29 protein-coding genes are annotated in these 25,834 nt (G+C 44.9%); 25 read left to right on the forward strand and 4 right to left on the reverse strand.

What is annotated here, in order from left to right; translation table 11 throughout:
• The first annotated feature begins 8 nt into the window (after positions 1-8).
• Together ACW689_RS19335 and ACW689_RS19340 are read left to right on the forward strand one after the other, a co-directional pair.
• The gene (locus ACW689_RS19335) at positions 9-3,308 is read left to right on the forward strand and encodes an efflux RND transporter permease subunit (protein ID WP_476293815.1); all 3,300 of its coding nucleotides are present in this window, start codon (positions 9-11) and stop codon (positions 3,306-3,308) included.
• Positions 3,283-4,341 (forward strand): efflux RND transporter periplasmic adaptor subunit, encoded by a 1,059-nt coding sequence (locus ACW689_RS19340; protein WP_476293816.1) that lies wholly within the window; start codon positions 3,283-3,285, stop codon positions 4,339-4,341. Before ACW689_RS19335 ends, ACW689_RS19340 begins: the two co-directional genes overlap by 26 nt.
• A gap of 21 nt (positions 4,342-4,362) precedes the next feature.
• On the opposite strand, the gene ACW689_RS19345 is transcribed toward ACW689_RS19340, so the two are convergent.
• Positions 4,363-5,040 carry a nitroreductase family protein gene (locus ACW689_RS19345; RefSeq protein WP_476293817.1) on the reverse strand — a complete coding sequence of 226 codons (678 nt, stop codon included), beginning with the start codon at positions 5,038-5,040 and terminating at the stop codon, positions 4,363-4,365.
• 236 nt (positions 5,041-5,276) lie between these two features.
• Here ACW689_RS19345 and ACW689_RS19350 point away from each other — a divergent pair, with 236 nt between their 5' ends.
• The 3 genes from ACW689_RS19350 to ACW689_RS19360 are packed head-to-tail and all read left to right on the forward strand — an operon-like array spanning position 5,277 to position 8,046.
• On the forward strand, positions 5,277-5,939 hold the full coding sequence (locus ACW689_RS19350; RefSeq protein WP_476293818.1) for a fumarylacetoacetate hydrolase family protein: 663 nt from the start codon (positions 5,277-5,279) through the stop codon (positions 5,937-5,939).
• Positions 5,940-5,962: 23 nt separating this feature from the next.
• Positions 5,963-7,150, forward strand: coding sequence for a formate-dependent phosphoribosylglycinamide formyltransferase (purT, locus tag ACW689_RS19355; RefSeq protein WP_476293820.1), 1,188 nt, complete (start codon positions 5,963-5,965; stop codon positions 7,148-7,150).
• On the forward strand, positions 7,147-8,046 hold the full coding sequence (locus tag ACW689_RS19360) for an aldo/keto reductase (protein WP_476293822.1): 900 nt from the start codon (positions 7,147-7,149) through the stop codon (positions 8,044-8,046). The genes purT and ACW689_RS19360 overlap by 4 nt, the downstream gene beginning before the upstream one ends.
• A gap of 61 nt (positions 8,047-8,107) precedes the next feature.
• On the opposite strand, the gene ACW689_RS19365 is transcribed toward ACW689_RS19360, so the two are convergent.
• On the reverse strand, positions 8,108-8,776 hold the full coding sequence (locus ACW689_RS19365; RefSeq protein WP_476293823.1) for a TorF family putative porin: 669 nt from the start codon (positions 8,774-8,776) through the stop codon (positions 8,108-8,110).
• 230 nt (positions 8,777-9,006) lie between these two features.
• The gene (locus ACW689_RS19370) at positions 9,007-10,173 is read right to left on the reverse strand and encodes a hypothetical protein (RefSeq protein WP_476293824.1); all 1,167 of its coding nucleotides are present in this window, start codon (positions 10,171-10,173) and stop codon (positions 9,007-9,009) included.
• A gap of 270 nt (positions 10,174-10,443) precedes the next feature.
• On the opposite strand from ACW689_RS19370, the gene ACW689_RS19375 reads away from it, so the two are divergent.
• Together ACW689_RS19375 and ACW689_RS19380 are read left to right on the forward strand one after the other, a co-directional pair.
• Positions 10,444-12,390, forward strand: coding sequence for an AsmA family protein (locus tag ACW689_RS19375; protein WP_476293825.1), 1,947 nt, complete (start codon positions 10,444-10,446; stop codon positions 12,388-12,390).
• 191 nt (positions 12,391-12,581) lie between these two features.
• Entirely contained in the window at positions 12,582-13,079 is a 498-nt protein-coding gene (locus tag ACW689_RS19380; protein ID WP_476293827.1) for a hypothetical protein, read from the forward strand.
• Between the two features lie 12 nt (positions 13,080-13,091).
• Here the strand turns inward: ACW689_RS19380 and ACW689_RS19385 are convergent, their stop codons facing one another.
• Entirely contained in the window at positions 13,092-15,617 is a 2,526-nt protein-coding gene (locus ACW689_RS19385; RefSeq protein WP_476293849.1) for a protein kinase domain-containing protein, read from the reverse strand.
• 206 nt (positions 15,618-15,823) lie between these two features.
• Between ACW689_RS19385 and ACW689_RS19390 the strand changes: the two genes are divergently transcribed.
• The 18 genes from ACW689_RS19390 to rplQ all read left to right on the forward strand — a co-directional run bounded on the left by ACW689_RS19390 (position 15,824) and on the right by rplQ (position 25,442).
• Positions 15,824-16,699 (forward strand): polysaccharide deacetylase family protein, encoded by an 876-nt coding sequence (locus ACW689_RS19390; RefSeq protein ID WP_476293829.1) that lies wholly within the window; start codon positions 15,824-15,826, stop codon positions 16,697-16,699.
• Between the two features lie 266 nt (positions 16,700-16,965).
• Positions 16,966-17,334, forward strand: a complete 369-nt coding sequence (gene rplN / locus ACW689_RS19395; protein ID WP_010378257.1) for a 50S ribosomal protein L14 — start codon at positions 16,966-16,968, stop codon at positions 17,332-17,334.
• Between the two features lie 10 nt (positions 17,335-17,344).
• Positions 17,345-17,659 carry a 50S ribosomal protein L24 gene (gene rplX, locus ACW689_RS19400; protein ID WP_476293831.1) on the forward strand — a complete coding sequence of 105 codons (315 nt, stop codon included), beginning with the start codon at positions 17,345-17,347 and terminating at the stop codon, positions 17,657-17,659.
• Positions 17,660-17,674: 15 nt separating this feature from the next.
• Positions 17,675-18,214: a 50S ribosomal protein L5 gene (rplE, locus tag ACW689_RS19405; RefSeq protein WP_070986510.1), complete on the forward strand. Its 540-nt coding sequence runs from the start codon at positions 17,675-17,677 to the stop codon at positions 18,212-18,214.
• 10 nt (positions 18,215-18,224) lie between these two features.
• A complete protein-coding gene (gene rpsN, locus ACW689_RS19410; RefSeq protein ID WP_058031299.1) occupies positions 18,225-18,530 on the forward strand; it encodes a 30S ribosomal protein S14 in 306 nt (101 codons plus the stop codon).
• Between the two features lie 20 nt (positions 18,531-18,550).
• Positions 18,551-18,943 carry a 30S ribosomal protein S8 gene (gene rpsH, locus ACW689_RS19415; RefSeq protein ID WP_476293832.1) on the forward strand — a complete coding sequence of 131 codons (393 nt, stop codon included), beginning with the start codon at positions 18,551-18,553 and terminating at the stop codon, positions 18,941-18,943.
• A 13-nt stretch (positions 18,944-18,956) separates the two neighbouring features.
• Positions 18,957-19,487, forward strand: coding sequence for a 50S ribosomal protein L6 (rplF, locus tag ACW689_RS19420; protein ID WP_476293834.1), 531 nt, complete (start codon positions 18,957-18,959; stop codon positions 19,485-19,487).
• A 9-nt stretch (positions 19,488-19,496) separates the two neighbouring features.
• Positions 19,497-19,847, forward strand: a complete 351-nt coding sequence (gene rplR / locus ACW689_RS19425) for a 50S ribosomal protein L18 (protein WP_476293836.1) — start codon at positions 19,497-19,499, stop codon at positions 19,845-19,847.
• A gap of 9 nt (positions 19,848-19,856) precedes the next feature.
• Positions 19,857-20,363, forward strand: coding sequence for a 30S ribosomal protein S5 (rpsE, locus tag ACW689_RS19430; RefSeq protein ID WP_476293838.1), 507 nt, complete (start codon positions 19,857-19,859; stop codon positions 20,361-20,363).
• Between the two features lie 6 nt (positions 20,364-20,369).
• A complete protein-coding gene (gene rpmD / locus ACW689_RS19435) occupies positions 20,370-20,552 on the forward strand; it encodes a 50S ribosomal protein L30 (RefSeq protein WP_016710201.1) in 183 nt (60 codons plus the stop codon).
• Between the two features lie 5 nt (positions 20,553-20,557).
• Complete coding sequence (gene rplO, locus ACW689_RS19440) at positions 20,558-20,992, forward strand: 50S ribosomal protein L15 (RefSeq protein WP_476293839.1); 435 nt, start codon at positions 20,558-20,560, stop codon at positions 20,990-20,992.
• Positions 20,993-21,003: 11 nt separating this feature from the next.
• Positions 21,004-22,332, forward strand: a complete 1,329-nt coding sequence (gene secY, locus ACW689_RS19445) for a preprotein translocase subunit SecY (RefSeq protein WP_476293841.1) — start codon at positions 21,004-21,006, stop codon at positions 22,330-22,332.
• 23 nt (positions 22,333-22,355) lie between these two features.
• Positions 22,356-22,469 carry a 50S ribosomal protein L36 gene (gene rpmJ / locus ACW689_RS19450; protein WP_002959476.1) on the forward strand — a complete coding sequence of 38 codons (114 nt, stop codon included), beginning with the start codon at positions 22,356-22,358 and terminating at the stop codon, positions 22,467-22,469.
• Positions 22,470-22,597: 128 nt separating this feature from the next.
• Positions 22,598-22,954, forward strand: coding sequence for a 30S ribosomal protein S13 (gene rpsM / locus ACW689_RS19455; RefSeq protein WP_105189430.1), 357 nt, complete (start codon positions 22,598-22,600; stop codon positions 22,952-22,954).
• Positions 22,955-22,967: 13 nt separating this feature from the next.
• Complete coding sequence (rpsK, locus tag ACW689_RS19460; RefSeq protein ID WP_010363724.1) at positions 22,968-23,354, forward strand: 30S ribosomal protein S11; 387 nt, start codon at positions 22,968-22,970, stop codon at positions 23,352-23,354.
• 21 nt (positions 23,355-23,375) lie between these two features.
• Positions 23,376-23,996 (forward strand): 30S ribosomal protein S4, encoded by a 621-nt coding sequence (rpsD, locus tag ACW689_RS19465; protein WP_152084658.1) that lies wholly within the window; start codon positions 23,376-23,378, stop codon positions 23,994-23,996.
• Positions 23,997-24,020: 24 nt separating this feature from the next.
• Complete coding sequence (locus ACW689_RS19470; protein WP_152084659.1) at positions 24,021-25,007, forward strand: DNA-directed RNA polymerase subunit alpha; 987 nt, start codon at positions 24,021-24,023, stop codon at positions 25,005-25,007.
• 36 nt (positions 25,008-25,043) lie between these two features.
• Complete coding sequence (gene rplQ, locus ACW689_RS19475; protein ID WP_476293843.1) at positions 25,044-25,442, forward strand: 50S ribosomal protein L17; 399 nt, start codon at positions 25,044-25,046, stop codon at positions 25,440-25,442.
• Positions 25,443-25,834 lie beyond the last annotated feature (392 nt).

The raw sequence follows: 25,834 nt of genomic DNA on the forward strand, positions 1-25,834 counted from the left end.
CGCACATTATGAAAATTATCGACAAAGTGCTTGCGGCAAGTCTTGCTGGTCGACTACCTGTGGTCTTGTTGTTTTTGTCTTTGCTGATGGGGTTGTTTGCTTTGCAGTTTACACCGCGCGAAGAAGAACCACAGATTGTAGTTCCTATGCTGGACATTCGTGTGAATACACCCAACTTAAGTGGCCCAGAAGTAGCGCGTTTAGTGACCGAACCACTGGAAAAGTTACTATCACAGTTGCCCGGCGTCGAGCATATTTACTCCACCACAGATACCGGTGGTACGGTAGTAACATTGCGCTTTCATGTGGGAGAGAATCGTGAGCAAGCCATCTTAAACACCTACACCAAGCTGTATGCAAATCAACACACCATGGCGGCAGTGGTGCAAGGTTGGCAGGTGCAACCTGTTGAGGTAGATGATGTACCAATTTTGATGCTGGGCTTGTACAGCAAAAACTCAGAGCGATATAGTGACTTTGAGTTGACCCGTTTCGCACAAGAGCTCTCCACTCAATTACAAAAGTTACCGAATACCAGCGAAGTTAAAGTGATCTCCGCTCGCAAGCGACAAATTCAGGTTTACCTAGACGCAACGGCGCTTGCGGCACATCAAACAACACCGTTGGATGTGCTGATGGCGCTTGATGTCAGTAATAAGCTGCAACGCGTCGGCAGTCGTGTTGAGGGCGAGCAGCTTATCGCTTTAGAAGCTGGGGATGTGCTGCGAGACGTCGCGCAGGTATCACAATTAACGGTTAATGTGCTCAATGGCCAAGAAATATTACTTAAAGATGTGGCAAGGGTGGTGGATGGACCCAGTGAGCCCAATACTTATCAGTGGTTGGCGTTGGATGAGCAACAGCAGCACTTACCCTTAGTGACACTGTCGATTGCGAAACAAAGAGGCAGTAATGCGGTACTGGTTGCCGAACAAAGCTTGCAGTTGATGGAAGAGTTGAAACAACGTTTATTGCCTCATGACATTGACGTTAAGGTGTTACGTAATTACGGCGATACAGCAAACGAAAAGGTAAATGATTTAACCGCGAGCTTAGCTTTTGCAGTGTTGACTGTGGTGATTTTTATTGGCGTGTTTTTAGGTTGGCGACCTGCCATTGTAGTGGGTTTGGCAGTGCCTATTTGCTACGGTATTACGCTTGGACTTGATTTTGCGTTTGGCTATACCATCAATCGGGTGACGCTATTTGCCTTGATTTTATCACTGGGATTGTTAGTTGATGACCCTATCACTGGGGTGGAAAATATCAGTCGCTTTTTGGCAAAGCGCAAGGTAACGGATAAACAGTACACCAACAAACAGGTGGTTGCCGCAATGTCTGAGATCAAAGTTGCCTTGCTGATGTCGACCTTAACCATCAGTGTGGCATTTCTACCTTTGGCTTATATTACCGGCATGATGGGACCTTACATGGCGCCTATGGCGTTCAATGTGCCGGTGAGTGTGATTGCTTCAACCTTGGTGGCCTTTTTAGTCACGCCTTGGCTGGCAAAAAAACTACTCCATAATCATCCCATTGAAGAGCCTGAGCTTGAGCACAAAACATCCTTGTATAGCCGCGTATTAACGCCGTTATTGGCACAGCCTTGGAAAGCCAAACTGGTGCTATGGAGTATGTTGGTGCTGTTTATGATCAGTGTCAGTTTACCGTTGTTTCGTGCAGTGCCACTTAAGTTGTTGCCTTTTGACAATAAAAGTGAAGTACAAGTACTGATTGACCTGCCTGAGGGGAGTACTTTGGAGCAAACGGCGAAGATCGCCAAACAAATACAGCATGTGGTGTGGCAACAAAATGAAGTGACGGCAATTGCGGCTTATGTCGGTGAGCCATCAAGTATGGATTTTAACGGTATGGTGCGCGGTTACTATCGCCGCCAAGCGTCCCATTTAGCTGATTTACGGGTGTTGCTCGTTGATAAAGCATCGCGTGCACATCAATCTCATGCCGTGGTATTGAGATTACGGGAGGCACTTAAGCCATTTAATCAGCAAGGCATTCAAGTAAAAGTGGTGGAAGTACCGCCTGGCCCACCTGTTTTGAGCACCTTGGTTGCGCAAGTATATGCAGACTCGTTTGTGCCAGCACATACCCATCAGCAAGCGGCCAGCGCTTTGATGGAAAGGTTGCAAGCCGAAGCATACGTGGTGGAAGTGGATAGCTCGATGGCAGAAACGACCCTTATCAAGCGTTTTGTAACGGATAAAGGAAAAGCCGCACTTTCGGGTATTTCAACAGATGACATTAATCAGTCACTACGTATTGCCAGTGGCGGGTTAGATACGGGGTTAGCCTATATCGAGCACGAAGCACAACCCATCCCAATCAATTTACGTTTACCGTACAGTGAGCGAAACCAGCAACCTAACTTGGATGCGCTTCAGTTAAGAGGGCAGCGCGATTTAAGTAAAGTGGGCAGCGAATATGGACTTGATAGTGCAACACGCCCGCTGGTGGCATTATCGGAGTTGGGGCGTTGGCAAGCTGTACAAGCACCGCAACCTATCGTACGCAAAGACTTGCAAAACGTGATTTATGTCACCGCAGAGCTCAATGGGCGAACGCCCGGTGAAGTCATCGCTGATATTGTGGCGGATGAACAGACATCTGATAACACACCAACCGACTGGCAAGCACGCACTTTTTTAAACAGCGGTGCAGGCATCACGTGGCAATTACCAGAAGGGACCTCTTACAGCTTCAGCGGTGAAGGGGAGTGGCGTATTACCGTGGATGTGTTTCGCGATATGGGCATTGCCTTTGCTTTTGCATTGTTGGCTATTTTCTTCATCTTGCGTTGGCAAACCGCGTCCAGCTCAGTCTCACTGATTATTATGTCGGCTATTCCACTGACCATGATTGGCATTATGCCGGGGTTTTGGTTGCTTAATCAGTTTGGTGAGCGTGAAATAGCGGGCGCGCCAGAGCCAGTACTATTCACCGCAACGGCGATGATAGGCATGATAGCACTTGCTGGCATAGTGGTTCGTAACTCACTCATTCTCGTTGAATTTATTAACCAAGCACGCTCGCAGGGCATGGCGTTAAAGGCCTCTCTCATTCAAGCAGGAGAAGTGCGCATGCGACCCGTATTGCTCACTGCTGGTACCACTTTACTGGGCAACCTCGTGATCATACTCGACCCCGTGTTCAGCGGTTTAGCGTTAGCGATTATATTCGGCATTATCGCCTCAACTATTTTCTCACTAGTGGTCGTGCCATTAGTGTATTTTTTAGTGTTTAACAAAACAAAGAGCAGCAATTATGTTATCGACAATCAAGAAAACTAAACAGTGGCTAATCCCTGTGTTTGCCGTGGCGCTATTGCTGTTAGTAGTAGCCTACATGGCAGGCATGTTTAACCGCGTGGTTGAAGCAGGTCACAAGACTGCGCCCGCGCCTTATCAAGGGCAAACGCATATAGTGGAAAAACATCCAGTGATGCACCATGAAGTGGTGAACGCCAATGTATCGGCCAGAGAAAATACGCTGGTTGCGAGCCGTTTACTTGCGCAACTAAAAACCTTGCATGTTCGTGCAGGACAAAGCGTTACAGCAGGGCAGTTATTAGCAACCATTGATGATGCGGATTTAAAAGCTCAGGCTTCTCAAGTGCGTGCGCAGCAAGATGCCATCGACGCGCAATTACAACAAGCCCAAAAACAACTTGCACGTAGTGAAAAGTTGCAACAACAAGGCTTGGTTGCGGTTAATGTGGTTGATGAATGGCAAACAAAAGTGAATGAGCTTCAAGCCCAAAAAGTGGCGTTAGCACAACGGTTGGCAGCGGCAGAAGTGGCCTTGCGTGATACAAAAATTATCGCGCCTATTAATGGCACTGTGGTTGAGCGCTTACAAGAACCGGGGGTGATGCTAACGCCGGGTATGTCGATAGTTTCATTGTATAACCCCGCTCAGTTACAAATAAGTGCGGCAGTGCGAGAGCAGCTAGCGAGCAAGCTGCACTTAGGCGATGATTTAAAAATCCATATACCTGCAAGTGGCGCTACTCAGTATGCAAAAATCAGTGAAATAGTACCCGTTGCTGATAGCAATGCTCGGCGCTTTATGGTGAAGCTGGATGTGGAGCTGGCTGAAAACGTCAAGCCAGGCATGTATGCACAAGTGTTTATACCCTCAAAAAGTAAGCAACAAGTGCTGGTGCCTTCAAGGCTCGTCAAGCGTTATGGGCAATTGACTATGGTGGAAGTGGTAGAACAAGGACATATCCAAAGGCGATATATTCGCTTGGGACAAACTCATGAAAATAAGGTCGAGGTTTTAACTGGCCTCGCAGTAGGGGAAAAATTGGCGGTTCGTTAACCGCCAATACTCGTCAGCGATTTATAGAAAGGTCGTGACTTCTTCAAACGGCTTTTTCACAAGCGCATGATCTGGCACCGTTGCATCTTCGCTTGGGTAACCGGCAATCAGCAACATATACGGGCGCTCGTTATCTCTATCACGGCCACAAATTTCGGTTAAAAAGCTCATTGGTTTAGGTGTATGCGTGAGTGTGGCCAGCCCTGCATTGTGCAGTGCTTGAATTAAGAAACCAGTGGCAATCCCCACGGACTCATGTACGTAGTAGTTGGTGTTCTTATCTTCGCTGTGAATACCGCCTTTTTTCTGGCTAAAAATTGCGATTAACCAAGGTGCGTGCTCAAGGTACGGCTTATCGGCATCTGTACCGAGTGGTTTTAGCGCATCTAACCACTCATCACCAGCACGGCCTTCATAAAACGAGCGTTCTAAGTCTTCTGCCGCTTGGCGAATTTGCTTTTTAACATCGGCACTGTGAATCGCCACAAAGTGCCAAGGCTGATGGTTTGCACCACTGGGGGCTGTTGCTGCCGTCTTTATGCAAGCTTCAATAATGTCTTTTGGAACAGGGCGGTCACTAAAGCTGCGAATTGTATGCCGGCGTTTTGAGTTTTCTAGGAAAGACTCGGCGCGCGCGAGCATTTCATCCTGTGGGTATTCAATAAAATCTGTTAATGGTTGTTGTGCATGATCTTGCATCTCTCATCCCCTTATTATTTTTATTCCAGCACTGAGTGTTTCAGTGTTTCTTCCCCTTTGCAACATTGCTTTGGCATTATAGACGTCTAAATTGTAAAGTAACTCAGACAGTCGTGATGATTTTCAGAAAGATTAGACACAGTTCTTTAAAATTCAATATGTTGCATAAGTATCGCTTGGCGCAGATAATTTACACAGCAATACTAAGAAAACAATAAAACATAGGGAAGAGTTATATGCATCAGCATCAATGGCACGATGGTCAAACAATTGAATTACCAACGGGCAAGATAGTCTGTGTGGGTCGTAATTACGCCGCCCATGCAAAAGAGTTAAACAACCCCATTCCAGATAGCCCCATCCTTTTTATTAAACCTAATACCTGTTTTCAGCCATTATCTAACGGTGTTCATCTTGCCAAGCGCTTTGGTGAACATCATTACGAAGCGGAGTTAGCGTTACTCATTGGTAAGCAAATTGACGCTGATACGCAAGCGCCACTTGAACATATCCAAGGTGTGGGGCTTGCATTAGATACGACCATTCGTTCACTACAAAGTGAACTGAAAAGCAAAGGCTACCCTTGGGAGCGGGCCAAAGCTTACGATGGCAGCTGTCCAATCAGTGCATTCTATCCAGTGACTGATACTGATGAGTTGAACCACGCTGAATATCGCTTTTGGCTCAATGGCACATTAGCACAGCACGGTAAAACAGCCATGATGTTATTTAACATTGAAACGCTGCTTAAAGAAATCGCACAAACATTTACCTTATTACCCGGCGATGTGGTACTGACTGGCACCCCAGAAGGCGTGGGGGTATTAAACCATAACGACCAACTCACATTGCAATATCAAGACTATGCCCCTGTTGATGCAACCGTTACAATTGCGTAGTGATGTATCTCCAAGGAACCTGTATGAAAATAAAAACACTCGGCACACCGTTCTCATCAACGGCGTGTAAAGTTTTACTCTGTGGCGGCGGCGAGCTTGGCAAAGAAGTTGTGATTGAATTTAAACGCCTTGGCTGCGAAGTGGTGGTGTTAGACCGTTATGACCATGCGCCAGCCATGCAAGTGGCGGATCGAAGCTATGTATTGTCGATGCTTGATGGTGCGCGTTTAGCCAGTATCATCGAGCAAGAGCAGCCCGATTACATCGTGCCAGAGATTGAAGCCATCGCCACCGATAAACTGGTTGAGTTGGAAGCGCAGGGCTATACGGTGGTCCCCAGTGCCAAAGCTACGCAACTCACCATGAACCGTGAAGGCATTCGTCGCCTAGCTGCGGAAGAACTTGGCTTAGCAACATCTGCATATCAATTTGTAGATAACTTGGCCGATTTTAAAAACGCCATCGCCGAAATTGGTATGCCGTGTGTGGTCAAACCCATTATGAGTTCATCGGGGAAAGGCCAAAGCGTAGTCAAAACCGAGCAAGATATCGGAGCGGCTTGGCAATACGCACAAGAAGGTGGTCGTGCAGGGCAAGGTCGAGTGATTGTGGAAGGGTTTGTTGATTTTGATTATGAGATCACCTTGCTGACCATCCGTCACGTCAATGGCACCAGCTTCTGTGAGCCAATTGGTCACGTGCAAAAAAATGGTGACTACCAGCAAAGTTGGCAGCCGCAAGCGATGAGTGAATTGGCATTATCTCGCTCCAAAGACATGGCAAGCAAAGTCACCGAAGCACTGGGCGGTCGCGGCTTATTTGGTGTAGAGCTGTTTATTAAAGGGGATGATGTATACTTTAGTGAAGTATCACCACGACCTCATGACACGGGCATGGTGACGCTGATCTCGCAAGACCTCAGTGAGTTTGCGTTGCATGTACGTGCCATCTTAGGTTTGCCAATAGCGAATATTCACTTTCATGGCCCATCGGCATCCAGCGTATTGCTTGTAAGTGGTGAGTCTAAGCAAGTTCAATACGCCAATTTGGCACAAGCGCTCAGTCAGCCCGATACGGATGTACGCCTGTTTGGTAAACCAGCGGTAGTAGGTACACGTCGTATGGGCGTGGCGCTGGCAAGAGATAACTCTGTTGAGCAAGCTGTAGACAAAGCAAAACAGGTTGCAAGTAGTATCAAGGTAACGGTATGAGTCAAACATCAAGCCACCGAGTAATAGACCCATTAGTGGTTGGGTTTTGGCGTTTATTAGATTGGCAATTGACTGATCAACAATGTTTAAGTTACTTGCAGCAGTGCATCGACCTAGGCCTGAGGCATACAGATCACGCTGACATTTACGGCGAATATGAGTGTGAAGCGGCTTTTGGCCGTGCGCTCAAACTTGCCCCCAGTGTGCGTAATCAAATTAAGCTTATTACTAAATGTGGTATTCGCCCAGCCTTGGCTAAAAAAGGTTTGGCTGGCAAAGCCAATCACTACGACTCTAGTAAAACGCATATCATAGAGTCGGTGCAGCAAAGCCTGAAACATTTTCATACCGACAGGCTCGATGTTTTACTCATTCACCGTCCGGATTACTTGATGGATGTGGATGAAATGGCTGAAGCATTTAATAGTTTGAAGCAGCTGGGCGATGTATTGCACTTTGGGGTTTCTAACTTTACCCCATCTCAATTTGAGATGTTGCAATCGCGCTTGACCTTCCCGTTGATAACCAATCAAATAGAGTGTTCAGTGTATGAAATGAAGGCGTTGGACGATGGCTCCTTAGATCAATGCCAGCAACGTCGTATTCACCCAATGATTTGGTCGCCACTGGCGGGTGGCAAGCTGTTTGATAAAAAAGATGCCAAGGCCAAACGCTTACGCGCCGTGCTGGAAGAGGTTGCAAACGAAGCGTCAGCAAGTTCTATTGATCAGATTGCCTATGCTTGGCTCAATCGTATGCCAAGCCAGCCCTCCGTGGTGTTGGGAACGGGCAATATTGAACGTGTGAAAGCCGCTGTTGAATCGCAACATATCAACCTTTCGCGTGAGCAGTGGTATCGCATCTGGCAAGGTTCAACTGGACACAGTGTGCCATAACTCAAATGATAAAAGGGCCTTTCGGCCCTTGATTTGCAGCAAGTATCAAAGATCTTTTTGGTTATAAGGTAAAGTCTAGCCCGTAACTGACATAGACCTGTAAGTCATCGTCACTATCTAAATCTGTAGTTAACAAAGCGAACGTGAAACCAGACTTGCTTAAGCTAATACTGTAATCCATATAAGCATCATCTTGTGAGGTCCATTCATGTATGGTGTCGCCACTAGAGCGCCCAATGTGTAAAGCGAGCTCTGTGTCATTGAGGATGGTAAAGCTGGCATTGAGCTCCAAATACAGCATGTCTTCCTCAGTGCTGGAATCATCCTGAGCGTGAAGTAAGTGGCTGGCTTTAACGCTTAGCCACTGCCAACTCAGCTCTGCGTACAGTTCACCAAAATCGCTGTCGGCGCTGGTACCAGGGTAGGCGTAATAAATATAACCAACATCATAATCAAAATGGTCAGTGGCACCCTTAAAGCCAGTATAAAAATCTAATTCGTGGCTCGCATCATCACCAAAATCGACATTGGATACCCAAGTACCTGCGTAAAAACCGCTTTCGCTGCTGTAGTCTAAGCCGCCCGACACCGCTGCGCTATCGTCGGTTTGTGTGAGTCCTCGCCAATGGTAATTGGAACTTACAGCGACATTGCCAGTGACCTCTGCATAAGCATGAAGAGATGAAAAACTAAGACAAACGAAAGTGAGTAAAGAAAGTGTTTTTTTCATTGTATTTCCTATGAGCACTGAGTCGACTATGAATATAGCAACGGCTGAGCCAACAGTGAGCTAAAAAGGAATTCATTATTCAATGCAATGATATATATGAATTTTTTTAATGTTATCGATGGGCTGGTAGCGTGTGTGAGGAAAAGTTATGCACTGAACTGGTGCGTCTTGAATGAAATTTGCACATGTACCTATCACGACACATGTGCAAAAGGAGACAAAATGTAGGCTTAGCCGAAAATAGTGCGCATAAGTGAAATGGTTTCATCCACACTGCGGCCTTTTTCCACTTCCGCCACAATAGAATCGCGCTTAGCACGAATGTGCTCAGGAATAGACTCATCGCTGAGCGCTCTATCAACTAGAATTTCAGCCGACTCTTTACCGCGACGTACCGTTTTAGTACCGCCACTGCTGGTGGTGCGTTTAGGCTTGTTCAATAACTTTAAGTAGTTTGAGTTTTCAGCGGTATCTTTGTCGGCATAGTAAAACCAACAAGGTAAGAGCGCTTTAATTTCAACTAATTGCTGCTCAAACTCATTCGCTGGGGTGGGCATGGCAAACCAAGGCATGCTTTTTATGCTCATCACCACATCTTGCCAGTAACGCTCAAAATCACGATTGCTCAGCTTGGTCACACCCAGTGCGGAGCATAAGGCATCTAGCTTACTGTTACTAAGCGGTGTAAACACATCGGGGCGGCGCATTGCCAATAAACGAGTTGCAGGCGCGAGCGTTGGCTTTTCATCGCTGCCGTTAAAGGCCATAAAGTAAGCAACCATAAATTGTTGATAATCTTGCTCGCTCACGTCACCTTCGGCTGGAATGTGCGCTAAGGCATCATCAAATGCACCCGGTAGGTCGGCCAAGAGTTGGTGAAAGCCTTTGGCATTTTTTGTAGAGCTAAACCACTCAACGTCAAAGTTGTACACGCTTGGATCAAGTGATGCGGCATGCTTACCACTAAATGCCAAGCGATCTTCAACTATCATCTCTTTCAGTGGTGTTGCGCGCTTGTCAGCAAGATAGCTGATGAGCTTGAGTTGCTCTTCAAGGGCTAATACTTCTTTGTGCTGTTCAACAAAACCGGCTAATACAGGCCAAGGCGTAATACGCAGGGTTTTAAGTTGTAAAAAGCTAATGGCATTGCTGAGTAAATCTTGTAGCTTCTTAACCGTAGGTAGTTGGTGGTCGTCCAGTAAATCAAAGTTAATGCGGTTTTTGGCCACATCTAATAACTCATAACACCACAATAAAAAGTCTTCTGGGTGGTTCTCTACTTTCACCGCCATCAGGTTTAAACTGATCTCTGTCGCTTGTTTCAAAATGTTTTGATAAATTTGGCTTTCTTGTTCGCCTAAAGCCATTTTCGACGGGGAAATGAGCAACTTCTTCATGCCGGTTTGAGTCTCCACACACTTACTTAAAATTCATAACAAAAGTTTAGCCAATGTCAGATAAAACTGACAAGGGCCGGCGATCATACCTAAGTATTGAAAAGTTACAATCTGAACAGCCGTTATTTTGTGTGAAAATATGACAACACACTGGCTACTTGCGCCATAGCGTGTTGCTTAAAGTTTTCTTATCAATAGACATGAATTTAACGCGCAGCAACGCTACTATATGTAGCATTAGCTTTTATTATCAGTCATTAAGGAATTGATATGAAAACCGTCGTGAAGGTTTTGAGTGGATTTATTTTAGTGGTGTTGGCCTTAGTGCTTGCCGTGCCTTTTCTTATTCCCACAGAGCGCGTGATTGCTGAGCTGTCTGAGCAGGTTGAGAGTAATACGGGTCGTCAACTCAAAGTACTGGGTGCCAGTGAGTTGTCGGTTTTACCTAGTTTAAAAATAGAACTCAACGATGTGCATTTTTCAAATATGCCCACGGGTAGTCGCAAAGAGATGATAAGCATGCAGGCTTTGGAGGTGTATATTCCGTGGTTATCCATCCTTGGTGGCGAAGCAAAATTAGAAAAGTTTGTAATTCGTGAACCCAATATCTTGCTCGAGACTGATAAAAACGGCGTGGCCAACTGGCAAATATTACCAACCAGCAAAACCGCGCCAAGCAACCCCACTGAGCCTTCAGCACCGGCAAAGCTGCCTGAAAACTTTGACGTAAAACTCGGTGAGGTAGCCATTTACGGCGGTCAATTTACCTACATTGACGGGCAAACGGGCGCTAAGCAAGCACTGAGTGATGTTGAAGTGAGCGTGCAACTCCCCTCGCTGTATGACACGTTGGCAATCGCAGGCTCAATTACCTATCAGCAACAAGTGTTTGAACTGAACACCACCTTGGCAACCCCCGCCAAACTGGTGAATGGCGACGCATTTAAAGTGATGCAAACGCTCAATTCTAAATTACTCGATATGACCTTTACTGGCACCGTGGCGCAAATGGGCCAAGATATCCAAGGTGAGCTGAGCTTAAAGGGGGATTCCGTTAAAGCCATTACCGCTTGGCAAAACATTGACTTAAAAGCCAAAGACAATGCGTTTAATCAGTTTTCAGTCGAGGGCAGCATGCGTATGCAAGGGCAAACCTTTACCCTTGAAAAACTCACTGCAAAGCTGGATGAGTTGGCCATTGAAGGGCACAGCACCATACAACTGGGCAAACGCCTAAATGTGCAAGCCAATGTGGATTTAGGCATGTTGGACTTAAACCCTTACCTGCCAGAGCCAGTAAAACAAGTTGAAGCTCCCAAAGAGCAAAAAGAAGTACAACAAGAAGAGCAACCCATTGTATGGGATGACACAGCCATTGACCTATCGGCGTTAAATTCACTAGATGCCAACATTGTGGTGCGCTCGACCGGTTTAAAGGCGCGAGAAATCAAACTGGGTAAAAACCAACTGTCTTTGAAGTTAAACAAAGGCGTTGCAACAATCGGTTTGGATGAATTTAATGCTTACGAAGGTACTGGCAAAGGCACCGTTAAGGTGGATGCCAGCCGCACACCGTATAACATCAACACCCAGTTTGCCTTAGACAGCATTAACGCCGAGCCGCTACTCACCGATGCGGTGGGCTTTGACAAGGTACTGGGCAAGGGCAGTATCAACTGGAATTTAACCACGCAAGGGCAAAGCCAAAAGAGTTTTATATCCGCCCTTGGTGGCAAACTGGCGTTTAACCTAAAAGACGGCGGCGTAAAAGGCGCAAACATTGCCGAAATGACCCGCAAAGCCAAAGAAATGTTCAAAGGCGATTTCTCCTCACTCAAAGAGGGCCTCAACGCCGATTATAACCCCGAGCAAAAAACCGACTTTTCATCACTGACAGGCAGCCTTGTATTCACCAATGGTATCGGTCGCAATACCGACTTATACCTTGCCAGCCCGCTTATTCGTATCACAGGCGAAGGCGATGTGGACTTACCGCAAGCCAATGTGAACTACCGCTTGGTCACGGGCATTGTCGACACCATCGAAGGGCAAGCCAGTACTGACAGCAGCACCGGCTTTAAAGTGCCTCTGCGCATTAAAGGCCCCTTCCATAAAGTGGATGTAAATATTGATATCAGCGGCGCGGCGAAAGATAAAGCCAAAGACAAAATTAAGGATAAATTAAAAGATAAACTGAAAGGGCTGTTTGGTGGGTAAGTGTTGAAGGTATTTTATTGAAGAAGGGGAAATATTGCCCTTCTTCAATTTCCTCCCTTTATTCAACCTAAACCGTATTGTTTTTGTTGTGTTAAATGCATTAAAGTGGCTGTAATTCGGTGTAATCGTATTGGAACATCGAATATGGTTAGATAATCACTGTCCTTAAAAAATGAACGAAGGAAACTTACATGAATCAAACTGACACCTATCACTACACAGTGACACCTGACGCGACAGGTGAAGATTGGCAAATTACACAAAATACCAATTCAAATGATGGCTCGTTAAGAATACAGCTTAAAAATGGTGACAAAGCGGTTTTGATTTATACCCTTGCACCAGAGTCGCAAAATGAGTGGAAGTTTACTGAAAATGGGACGCTATTTACCGAAGCACAAAACAACTTAAATTATAATTTGTCGAGTCAGGTGTCTGCAGATGGTGTGGCGGTCACGGTGTCGATTGAAGCGGTGAACCTAGACCACACGTTAACAACAACAGATATTGCTAAACTGATCCAAGAGCCGCAAGCAATGAGTTGTGTACTTGAGCCTCTAGGCGAAGCGACTATTGATTTTCGTTTAGTGGCTGAGCGAGCGATCGATAGCAATAACCCTCTTGAGGCAGTTAAGCGTTATTTTTCTCAAGATCCTAAAGTGGTGATTGGTGGCATTCAGCCAAAATAGTATAGCTCTTTTCTAGGTGAAGGCTGGAGCAGGCTTACAAAGGATATTTACATTATCCAAGCCTATTAATTGGATCAGTGTTGGTTTATGACTACAAAGTTTTTTAAACCAAGGTAGTGCGAAGAAGCTCTTACTCCAACCTTCATTTATACTTGACTCTATTGCCAGAAGAGCTGATTGAGATTCGCCCAAAATAGTCAATACCATAGCTTTTACAAACTTTAGGTCGTAATTACTCGGGTGTTCTAATTCGAGTTCATTTATTAATCTTAAGGCAGCAACCTGTTGTCCTGAATGAAGCAATGCTTGCGCCCTTACCAGTAATATGTCCGAGTTATCAGAGTCGTTGGTTAGAACGATAATTTCTTGATAAAAATGCTTTGCTTGTGTTTCTTCACCTTTATAAATCAAGCTGTCGGCATAGTTGAGGATGTAGCTTACATTGTTAGAGTTCAGAGTATATGCTTTGTAAGCGTTTTTTGAAGATTGTGCATAGTCTCCGATTAAAGCTAGAGCGATAGAAAGGTTTGTTAAGGTTTTCGAATCATTGGGTGTTTTTTTAAGTAACTGTCTATAAGCCTTAATAGCTTTAACTGGGGAATCGTTTAAAAGAGATATATCTGCGTAGGCCTGCAGAGCCCAATAATCATTGGGAGCTGAACTTATAACTAAATCTAAAAACTTTAATGCCGAGGGGTAGTCGCCATTTAAGAGGTGAGTGACTGCAAGATTCCTAGTAGTATAAAGAGTTGGTCGTAGTCTATGAGCTTCAACCATATTCAGAAGAGCTTCCTTGTACTGAGCTCTTTCTCTATGATAGCTGGCTTTTATACTAAAAAACTCGTATGCGTCTATAAAAGAGCTGTTTTCAAGCGATAAAATCAAATTGTCGGCTTCTTTCCAATTATTTAAAGACTGGTATACCAAGATATGGTCGAGAGTATAATTCGGGCTCTCTTTGTAGTTTTTAGGGGCGTTCTCTAAATCACTTAAGAAGTCCCACAAAACATTTTTATCAGAGTGCGCACGATGAGTTTCTATCACTACTCTTCGGTAAAAGCTGTATAGAGGTGTAAACCTAGGAGATTGCCTTAAAAGTATCTGGGCTTGGTCTAAGATAGTTTTCAGCTCTCTACTTCCAGTATTGTATGCATTTACGAGTTCTACATACTCATCATAAAATGCATTACTAACTTCTGCTTGTTGAGGCTGTTTAGAAAATAGTCTGTTGACATGATTTAGAGTGTTTCGATAGGTTTCGCTAAAAATATCTGCATCAACACTATAACGTGTCGACTTAACCATAGTGGCATTACTACCATCTATTGCATTCAATATCACTTCACAAATCGACCCGCGACACGACAGTTTTGGCTCCAACAGAATATTTGCTCCCAGCGCTTTACCTAAACTTGCCAATGAGGTTTCTTCACCCATCAGTTTAATTGCGGTTTCCACCTCGGAATTAGACACTTGTAAGGTGCCGCTATCTTGCAAAACAAAATTACTAATGGAGTCATCTAGGCCGAGCTTTACAATACGTTGCTGAGTATCGGTGAGCGATGAGTTCTCATCATATTTAATTGGCAACGCCGCTATATAAGTTTTCGGTTTATTGACTTGCCAGTACCACACACCTGCGCCAATTAAGCCAATCACTAAAAACGCGAGAGAAAACAGTACAACGAGTTTATTGTGGGCGCTGTTTGGCTTGCTAATGTTCACTTCGCTCAGTTCAACCGTTTCGTCACTGTTGTCGTAGCTGACGCTCATCATGATTTGCTTGAGTTGCATGGCCACTTCATCGGCACTGCTTGGGCGTAAGTCTTTATTAAATTGCAGTAAACGGTCGAGCAGAGTAACTAACGCAGGGTGCAGGTCAATAATCTCACTGGCACTGGCTTTAAGTGGTACATGTTTGATTTGCTCGGCAATGGCTTGCTCGCTCTGGTTGCTTGCTTGCCCTTGATACGGGTGGCTGCCAGAAAGTAGTTGATAAGCCAGTAGGCCGAACGAGAACAAGTCGCTGCGTTGGTCTAGCGGCTCTTCGCGTAATTGTTCTGGCGACATGGATGTAAGGCTGCCAAAGCTCGACATGTTGGCCACTTCTTGCTCACCTTTGAGCTGTGAAATACCAAAGTCGGCAATTTTGGCTTGGCCTTGCTCATTAATAAGCACATTGGCGGCTTTTAAGTCGAGGTGCAAAATATGTTGTTTATGGGCGGCACTTAACCCTTGGGCAAGGTCAATAAGAATAGACAATTTCTGTTCTAATTCTAAATGAGCTTCTTTCACATAGTTTGCAAGTGTGGTGCCCTGTACGTATTCCATCTCAAGCACTAAGCTGTTTTCGATTTCCTGCACATTATAAATTTGCACAATATTGGGGTGATTCAACTTTGCCAGTAGCCGCGCCTCTTCCATTAAGGTTTGTGAGTGCGTTTTGCCATTGTTTAAAACCTTAAGCGCGACCTTACGACCCAACTTGGCGTCGGTTGCTAAAAAAACGGTGCTCATGCCCCCTTGTCCAATGGGCATCACGTTTTGATAATGGCGGCTTAAGTCTATCACTACTGAGCAAGTTCCAATATTTAATAACAACTTATGAGTTTATAGCGACGAGCGGGCAATGAGAACCTCTAATTACACAAAACCTGTTATTTAATTTTATTCAATTGAAGCGCTTATAGCCCCGTGGTTAACTGAGTGTTCCTAATTTAGTCAGTTGAACAAGGAGGAAGCGAATGAAAAAAGTGCTCTCAAGTGTGATTGCGACCTTGTTTGCCATAAGTTGTGCAGGCTGTAGCAATGTTGAAGCAGAACCCAGTGGTAAAACTAACGGCAAAACATCTATAGATAAAACATCGACGGATAAGACGCAGTGGCAGTATCCAAGCGGTGCGCGCAATGCCATTAGCATTACCTTTGACGATGCACGAGAAAGCCAAGTTGATGTGGGCGTGGCTATTTTAGACAAACATAATGTAAAAGGCACTTTTTATGTGATGCCAGAGCGTGTACAAACACGCATGGCACAATGGCAAGCTGTTGCGGACAATGGTCATGAAATTGGCAATCATACCCACAGTCATTTATGTACCGGCAACTTCCAATGGCTGCGCGCAATGGATAAAGGGCTAGAGCAGGTTGATTTAACTTGGATGCGCGACGACATTGAAAAAACCAACCAGTTTATTGAAAGCAACTTGGGTGTCACACCGCGCTCGTTTGCTTATCCGTGTGGCAACACCTTTGTAGGGCGAGGCGCTGAAGTACAAAGCTATGTGCCCCTCATCGTGGATATGTTCACAACGGGCCGCACTTGGTTAGATGAAACAGCGAACGATGCTAACTATACCGACTTTGCCCAACTGACGGGCATTCGCATCGACGGCATGACCTTTGAGCAAATTAAAGCGACATTGGATACGCTGCGTTTTACCAAAAGCTGGATTATTTTGGCAGGCCACGATGTAGGTGAAAAGGGGATGTATACCATCGACAGCCAAGCGCTAGAGTCGCTGATTATTTACCTTAAGGACCCTGCGAACGGTTATTGGCTCGATACGGTGGATAATGTGGCAAATTATTTAAAACAACATCGAGACCCACTAAAATAACTTGTTTGTTTTTTAATCTATTGATGCAAAAAGGGACTTTTGCATTGAAAAAGCTAACTCGTGCCCCCACCTAGTAAAACTGTACCCGCTCTAATGGCTGTGTTTGCTAAATTAATTAAAAATTGAACTATCCATACGCATACTTTGCTGGTACAATTGCCCGCCCTTGAAAGACAAATACTTGGTTTTTTGAGCGGAAAATAATCTAAATGCTTTGATTTCAAACAAAATTAAAGCGAGTTGTAACTACACCGGAGCTCATTAATATGATCCAAATGCAAACTCAGCTGGACGTTGCTGATAACAGCGGCGCTCGCAAAGTGCAGTGTATTAAAGTCCTTGGTGGTTCGCACCGTCGCTATGCGGCAGTTGGTGACATCATTAAAGTTTCTGTTAAAGAAGCAATTCCTCGCGGTAAAGTGAAGAAAGGTGATGTTAAAAACGCGGTAGTTGTGCGTACTAAAAAAGGCGTTCGTCGTCCAGACGGTTCATTGATCCGTTTCGATAGCAATGCGGCAGTTATCCTTAACGATAACTTACAGCCAATTGGTACTCGTATCTTCGGCCCTGTGACTCGTGAACTTCGTACTGAAAAGTTCATGAAAATCGTTTCACTAGCACCAGAAGTACTATAAGGAGTCGATCATGGCAGCAAAAATCCGTCGTGATGACGAAGTAATCGTACTAGCCGGTAAAGACAAAGGTAAGCGCGGTAAAGTGCTTTCAGTTGTAACTGAATCTGGCCGAGTATTTGTCGAAGGCATTAACTTAATCAAGAAGCACCAGAAGCCTGTACCTCAGTTACAGCAAGCTGGCGGCATTGTTGAGAAAGAAGCGTCAATCGACGTATCAAACGTTGCGATCTTCAACCAGGAAACTGGTAAAGCAGATCGTGTAGGTTTCAAGATTGAAGACGGTAAGAAATTACGTATCTTCAAATCTACCGGTAAAACTATTTAATAGTTGGAGTAGACGATGGCGAAACTGCATGAAGTATATAAAGACAAAGTAGTCGCTGAACTTCAAGAGAAGTTTGGTTTCAGCTCTGTCATGCAAGTCCCTCAGATCGAAAAGATCACATTAAATATGGGTGTGGGCGAAGCCCTAGCTGACAAGAAAATTCTAGAAAACGCTGTTGCGGACCTAGAAGCAATCTCTGGTCAGAAAGCTCTAATCACGAAAGCACGTAAATCAGTTGCTGGTTTCAAAATTCGTGAAGGCTACCCTATTGGCTGTAAAGTAACCCTACGCGGCGAGCGTATGTGGGATTTCCTTGAGCGTTTAGTCTCAATTGCGATGCCACGTATTCGTGACTTCCGCGGTGTTAGCGCTAAGTCTTTCGACGGTCGCGGTAACTACTCTATGGGCGTACGTGAGCAAATCATCTTCCCAGAAATCGATTATGATAAAGTAGACCGCGTTCGCGGTATGGATATCACAATCACTACTTCTGCGAAAACTGATGAGGAAGGCCGTGCGTTGTTAGAAGCATTTAACTTCCCATTCAAGAAATAAGGGTAGGGTTATGGCAAAGAATTCTATGAAAGCGCGCGAAGCAAAGCGCACTAAATTAGTTGCTCAGTACGCTGAAAAGCGCGCAGCACTAAAAGCTATCATCAGCGATGTTAACGCATCTGAAGATGATCGTTGGGATGCGGTATTAAAGCTTCAAAGCTTACCGCGTGATTCAAGCCCTGCACGTCAACGTAACCGTTGTAACATCACGGGCCGCCCACATGGTTTCCTTCGCAAGTTCGGCATGAGCCGTATCAAAGTTCGCGAAGCAGCTATGCGCGGTGAAATTCCTGGCCTTAAAAAGGCTTCTTGGTAATAGAGTCACGGGAGTAAGACATGAGCTTGCAAGATCCTATTGCGGATTTGTTCACACGTATCCGTAACGGTCAGACTGCGAAGAAGGTATCAGTTTCAATGCCAACTTCAAAGCTGAAAGTAGCAGTTGCTAAAGTACTAAAAGACGAAGGTTATATCACTGACTTCGCAGTATCTAGCGACGTAAAAGCAGAATTGACTATCGAATTAAAGTACTTCGAAGGCAAAGCTGTAATCGAAAACATCCAGCGTGTTAGCCGCCCTGGTCTACGTATCTATAAGAAACGTGACGCATTACCTAAGGTAATGGGTGGTCTAGGTATCGCTATCGTATCAACTTCTCAAGGCTTGATGACAGACCGCGCAGCACGCAGTGCAGGCGTTGGTGGTGAAATCATTGGCTTTGTAGCTTAATCGGAGGGGAACAATGTCTCGTATAGCGAAGGCTCCAATTACAGTTCCTGCCGGTGTAGAAGTTACAATTAAAGGCCAGGACATCACAGTTAAAGGCAAAAATGGTGAGTTGTCTCGTACTATCAACGACGCTGTTGAAGTAACTCTAGCTGACAACGTGATCACAACGACTCCTCGTGACGTTGCGAACGCGTGGGCACAAGCAGGTACTGCTCGTGCACTTATCAACAACATGATTGTTGGTACTAACGAAGGTTATGAGAAAAAACTTCAACTAGTTGGTGTTGGTTACCGTGCGGCAGTTAAGGGTAAAGTATTAGACTTAACTCTTGGCTTCTCTCACCCAGTGAACTTTGATATCCCTGAGGGCATCACTATCGAAGCTCCAAGCCAAACTGAACTTGTAGTTAAAGGCGCTGACAAACAATTAGTTGGTCAAACTGCTGCTAACATCCGTTCATACCGTGAGCCAGAGCCTTATAAAGGTAAAGGTGTACGTTATGCAGATGAGCACGTGCGTCGTAAAGAAGCTAAGAAGAAGTAAGGTAAGACGATGGATAAGAAAACAGCTCGTCTACGTCGTGCTAAACGCACCCGTAGAAATTTTATTGAACAAGGCACAACGCGTCTTGTTATCCACCGCACGCCACGTCACATTTACGCTCAGCTAGTAAACGCTGAAGGTACTGTGCTGGCTGCTGCTTCTACTGTTGAAAAAGCAATTGCTGAATCAGTATCAGGCACAAGCAACATCGCTGCAGCACAAGCTGTAGGTAAAGCGATCGCAGAACGTGCAGCTGACAAAGGTGTTGAAAAACTAGCCTTTGATCGCAGTGGCTTTAAATATCACGGCCGTGTGAAGGCGCTTGCTGATGCAGCGCGTGAAGCCGGTCTGCAATTCTAGGAGTAGACAATGGCTAACGTAGAAGCAAAAGCACAACAGCCTGAATTGGCTGAAAAGCTAATCGCGGTAAACCGTGTGTCTAAAGTGGTTAAAGGTGGTCGTATCTTTAGCTTCACTGCACTAACAGTAGTTGGTGACGGCGCAGGTAAAGTAGGTTTTGGTTATGGTAAAGCACGTGAAGTTCCAGCTGCTATTCAAAAAGCAATGGAAAAAGCACGTCGCAACATGATCAACGTTGAACTAAACGGTAACACGTTACAGCACCCAATCAAGGGTCGTCACGCGGGTTCTAAAGTATACATGCAACCAGCATCTGAAGGTACTGGTATCATCGCCGGTGGTGCGATGCGTGCAGTACTAGAAGTAACTGGCGTACAAAACGTACTATCAAAAGCATACGGTTCAACAAACCCAATCAACATCGTTCGTGCAACAATTTCTGCTCTAGAGAACATGAATTCTCCAGAAGGTATTGCTGCAAAACGTGGTTTAACTGTTGAACAGATTCAGGGGTAATTAACCATGGCTAATAAAACTGTAAAAGTTACTCAAGTAAAGAGCTCTATCGGTCGTTTACCGAAGCATAAAGCAACTTTACGTGGCCTTGGTTTACGTCGTATCAACCACACTGTTGAGTTAGAAGACACAGCATGTGTACGTGGTATGATCAACCAAGTTTCTTACATGGTTAAGGTTGAGGGGTAATTCGAATGCATTTGAATACACTTTCACCTGCTGCTGGTGCAAAAACTGAAAAGAAACGTCTAGGTCGTGGTATTGGTTCTGGTCTTGGTAAGACTGGTGGCCGTGGTCATAAAGGCCAAAAATCACGTTCTGGCGGTAAAGTTCGCGTTGGTTTTGAAGGCGGTCAAATGCCTATGCAACGTCGTCTACCTAAGTTCGGTTTCACTTCACGTAAATCTCTAGTATCTACTGAAGTTAACCTTTACGAAATCGCTAAAGTTGAAGGCGATGTGGTAGACTTGAACGCATTACAAGCAGCTGGTCTAGTTAAAAAGAACATCCAGTTCGTTAAAGTTGTTAAATCTGGCGAAGTTTCACGCGCAGTAACTGTAAAAGGCATGAAAGTGTCTAAAGGTGCTCGCGAAGCTATCGAAGCTGCCGGAGGCAAGGTAGAAGAATAAGGAAGTACACTATGGCTAAACCAGGTCAAGATATGCAAAGTGCACAAAGTGGGCTTGCGGAACTGAAGCGCCGATTACTATTTGTATTGGGTGCTATCATTATTTACCGTCTAGGTTCATTCGTGCCGATCCCTGGGATTGATGCCGCTGTACTTGCCGATTTCTTCGAGCAACAAAAGGGCACCATTGTTGAAATGTTCAACATGTTCAGCGGTGGTGCGCTTGAGCGTGCTTCGGTACTGGCACTCGGTATTATGCCGTATATCTCGGCTTCAATTATTATGCAGCTATTAACGCACATACATCCTGCGATGATAGAGCTTAAGAAAGAAGGTGAGCAAGGGCGTAAGAAAATTAGTCAGTACACGCGTTATGGTACGCTTGTGCTTGCTACATTCCAGTCAATTGGTATTGCCACAGGCTTACCAAGCATGATGGACGGGTTAGTTGTTAACCCTGGTTTTGGTTTCTACTTCACCGCTGTGGTGAGCTTAGTAACTGGTACCATGTTCCTAATGTGGCTGGGCGAGCAAATTACAGAACGAGGTATTGGTAACGGTATCTCAGTACTGATTTTTGTTGGTATTGTAGCTAACCTGCCGTCTGCAATTGGTTCGACAGCTGAAATGGCGCGCCAAGGTGATCTGAATGTTCTTGTACTGTTATTGATTGCGGTAATCGTATTCGCAGTTACTTATCTTGTTGTTTTCTTTGAACGTGGTCAACGTCGTATCGTTGTAAACTACGCGAAGCGCCAGCAAGGTCGTCAAGTATTTGCTGCTCAAAGCACGCATTTACCACTAAAAGTTAACATGGCGGGTGTTATTCCACCAATCTTTGCTAGCAGTATAATTTTGTTCCCTGGTACAATTGCAAGCTGGTTCGGCCAAGGTGAAGGTCCGGTCGCTGATGTGCTACAAGCTATCTCTGCAGTGTTGACTCCTGGTCAGCCTCTGTATGCGATGGTATTAGCTGCGGCTATTATCTTCTTCTGCTTCTTCTACACTGCGTTGGTATTTAACCCGCGTGAGACAGCAGATAACCTGAAAAAATCTGGCGCTTTTATTCCAGGCATTCGTCCAGGTGAGCAGACATCCAAATACATTGATAAAGTGATGACACGCCTGACATTGGCAGGTGCTTTGTATATAACCTTTATCTGTCTGGTGCCCGAGTTTATGACCATGGCGTGGCAAACGCCGTTCTACTTCGGCGGTACATCAATCTTGATTATCGTTGTTGTAATCATGGACTTTATGGCACAAGTACAGACTCATATGATGTCACATCAGTATGATTCTGTGCTGAAAAAAGCAAACCTTAAAGGCTACGGCCGCTAAGGTTATTTTCACGGAGTTGAGCAATGAAAGTACGTGCTTCCGTTAAGAAAATCTGCCGTAACTGTAAAGTAATCAAGCGTGCTGGTGTAGTACGTGTGATCTGCAGTGAGCCTAAGCACAAGCAAAGGCAAGGCTAATAAAAGTCATGCAGGCTAAGTAAATACTACTTAGCCTGTGTTTTTGAATATGATCTGATCTTCGTTTGAGTATCCTTGCGGGCTTTTCAAACAGATGGGTGTCGGATCTAAATATAGGAGATGTGTTAGTGGCCCGTATCGCTGGCATTAACGTCCCTGATCATAAGCATGCTGTTATTGGTTTAACAAGCATCTATGGTGTAGGTAAAACTCGCGCTAAGGCGATCTTAGCAGCGACTGGTATCGCCGAAACTACTAAAATCGGTGAGCTTTCAGACGAAACACTTGACGTACTTCGTGAAGAAGTTGGCAAGTACACTGTCGAAGGTGATCTTCGTCGTGAAGTGACTTTAAACATCAAGCGTCTTATGGACCTTGGTTGTTTCCGTGGCTTACGTCATCGTCGTTCGTTACCACTTCGTGGTCAACGTACTAAGACTAACGCGCGTACTCGTAAGGGTCCACGCAAGCCTATCAAGAAATAAGGTGGGGTAAGTTATGGCTAAAGCACCAATTCGTCGTAAAAAGGTCAAAAAGCAAGTTGTTGATGGTATGGCACACGTTCATGCTTCATTCAACAACACAATCGTAACCATTACTGACCGTCAAGGTAATGCTCTTTCTTGGGCGACTGCAGGTGGTTCTGGTTTCCGTGGTTCACGTAAGTCTACTCCGTTCGCTGCACAGGTTGCTGCTGAGCGCGCAGGTACTGCTGCACAAGAGTACGGTCTTAAGAACCTTGAAGTATTCATTAAAGGTCCAGGTCCAGGCCGTGAGTCTGCTGTACGTGCATTGAATGCTGCGGGTTACCGTATCACAAACATCACTGACGTGACGCCAATCCCTCATAATGGTTGTCGTCCACCGAAGAAACGTCGCGTTTAACAATAGGTTAGGAGAAAGAACATGGCAAGATATTTGGGCCCTAAGCTCAAGCTGAGTCGTCGTGAAGGTACTGACCTGTTCCTTAAGAGCGGCGTGAGAGCTATCGACTCAAAGTGTAAGCTTGAGACAGCACCTGGTCAGCACGGCGCTCGTAAAGGTCGTCTATCTGATTACGGTTTACAATTACGTGAAAAGCAAAAAGTACGTCGTATCTACGGTGTATTAGAAAAGCAATTCCGTAACTATTACAAAGAAGCTGCTCGCCTTAAAGGTAACACAGGTGAAAACCTACTACAGCTTCTAGAGCAACGTTTAGACAATGTTGTATATCGCATGGGTTTTGCAAGCACACGTGCTGAAGCACGTCAGCTAGTTAGCCACAAAGCGGTTATGGTTAATGGTCGTGTTGTGAATATCCCTTCTTTCGTAGTTACTCCTGAAGATGTAGTAGTAATTCGCGAGAAGTCTAAAAAGCAAGCGCGTATCATCGCTGCTCTAGAGTTGGCTGAGCAACGTGAAAAGCCAACTTGGATTGAAGTTGACGGTAAGAAAATGGAAGGTAGCTTCAAGCGCCTACCAGAGCGTTCTGATCTGTCTGCGGACATTAACGAACAACTAATCGTCGAACTTTACTCGAAGTAAAGTTAAGAGTTAAGAGAGGATAAAATGCAGGGTTCTGTAACCGAATTCCTAAAGCCAAGGTTAGTCGATATCGACGCTATCAACCCAACTCGTTCTAAAGTAGTTTTAGAGCCATTAGAGCGTGGTTTTGGCCACACTTTGGGTAACGCTTTACGCCGTATACTGTTGTCATCTATGCCAGGTTGCGCAGTAACTGAAGTTGAAATCGACGGTGTATTGCATGAGTACAGCGCGAAAGAAGGCGTTCAAGAAGACATCATTGAAATTTTGTTGAATCTTAAAGGTTTAGCGGTATCTCTAGAAGGTAAAGATGAAGTTTTTCTGACCCTGACTAAGTCTGGTGTAGGCCCTGTGACTGCGGCAGATATCCAGCACGATGGAGATGTAACAATCGCCAACCCAGATCACGTTATTTGTCACTTAACAGCTGACAATAGCGAAATCAGCATGCGTATTCGTGTTGAGCGTGGTCGTGGTTATGTGCCTGCGTCTAGCCGTTTATCCTCTGATGACGATGAGCGTCCAATTGGTCGTCTGTTGCTTGATGCATCATTCAGTCCAGTTGAGCGTATTGCGTACTCGGTTGAATCAGCCCGTGTTGAGCAACGTACAGATTTAGACAAGCTAATCATTGATATGGAAACAAACGGCACTTTAGATCCTGAAGAAGCGATCCGTCGTGCGTCTACTATCTTAGCTGAGCAATTAGAAGCGTTCGTAGATTTACGTGATGTTTCTGAGCCAGAAGAGAAAGAAGAGAAGCCAGAATTCGATCCTATTCTGCTTCGTCCAGTTGATGATCTTGAGCTAACAGTACGTTCAGCAAACTGTTTGAAAGCCGAGCAAATTCAATATATCGGTGACTTAGTACAGCGTACTGAAGTTGAGCTTCTGAAAACACCAAACCTTGGTAAGAAGTCTCTAACTGAAATCAAAGATGTACTAGCTTCACGTGGTCTTTCACTAGGCATGCGCCTAGAGAACTGGCCACCGGCAAGCTTAGCTGAATAAGCTAAGTTACTATATTTTAGTTAGAAGGATAGGGTCATGCGCCATCGTAAGAGTGGTCGTCAATTAAACCGTAACAGCAGCCATCGCAAAGCGATGTTCAGCAACATGGCTGGTTCTTTGGTGAAGCACGAAATCATCAAAACAACTTTGCCTAAAGCGAAAGAGTTGCGCCGTGTAATTGAACCTTTAATCACACTGGCTAAGACTGACAGCGTAGCAAACCGTCGTTTAGCGTTTGCTCGCACGCGTGATAAAGAAGTAGTTGGTAAATTATTCAGCGAACTAGGTCCTCGTTTTGAAGGCCGTCCAGGTGGTTACACTCGTATTCTTAAGTGTGGCTTCCGTGCTGGTGATAATGCACCAATGGCTTACGTTGAACTTCTAGACCGCCCAGTAGCGGAAGAAGCTCAAGAAGACGCGCAGTCTGCAGAGTAAGTCTTATAGAAGACATAAAAAGCCGAGCATAGCTCGGCTTTTTTCTTTTCTAACCGAAATTAACTATTCTTCAATATAGAATTTATTTCCTCATATATTTTCAATTCTTTTTTCATCTCTTATTTAGAAACTAGTCAATTTTGATTGTATTGCATAAATGATTCGAGATTTACCGCGTTGAAAGCGGGTTTTTATGCTGCATTGATATAAAAATCATATTTAAGTATAGAGTTAAGGGCACATTTAGGCACTTAAACGTATTATTATTGAGCTTAAAGCTTGAAATTTGCTCGAAAGATCTATTTTTATCACTTTTCTTCAGAAATTTTCTAAAAAACGCTTGCGCTTTTAATTCGCCGCCCTATAATGCGACCCCACTGACACGGAGCGCT

The organism is Pseudoalteromonas sp. ABE4_541 (assembly GCF_056312285.1).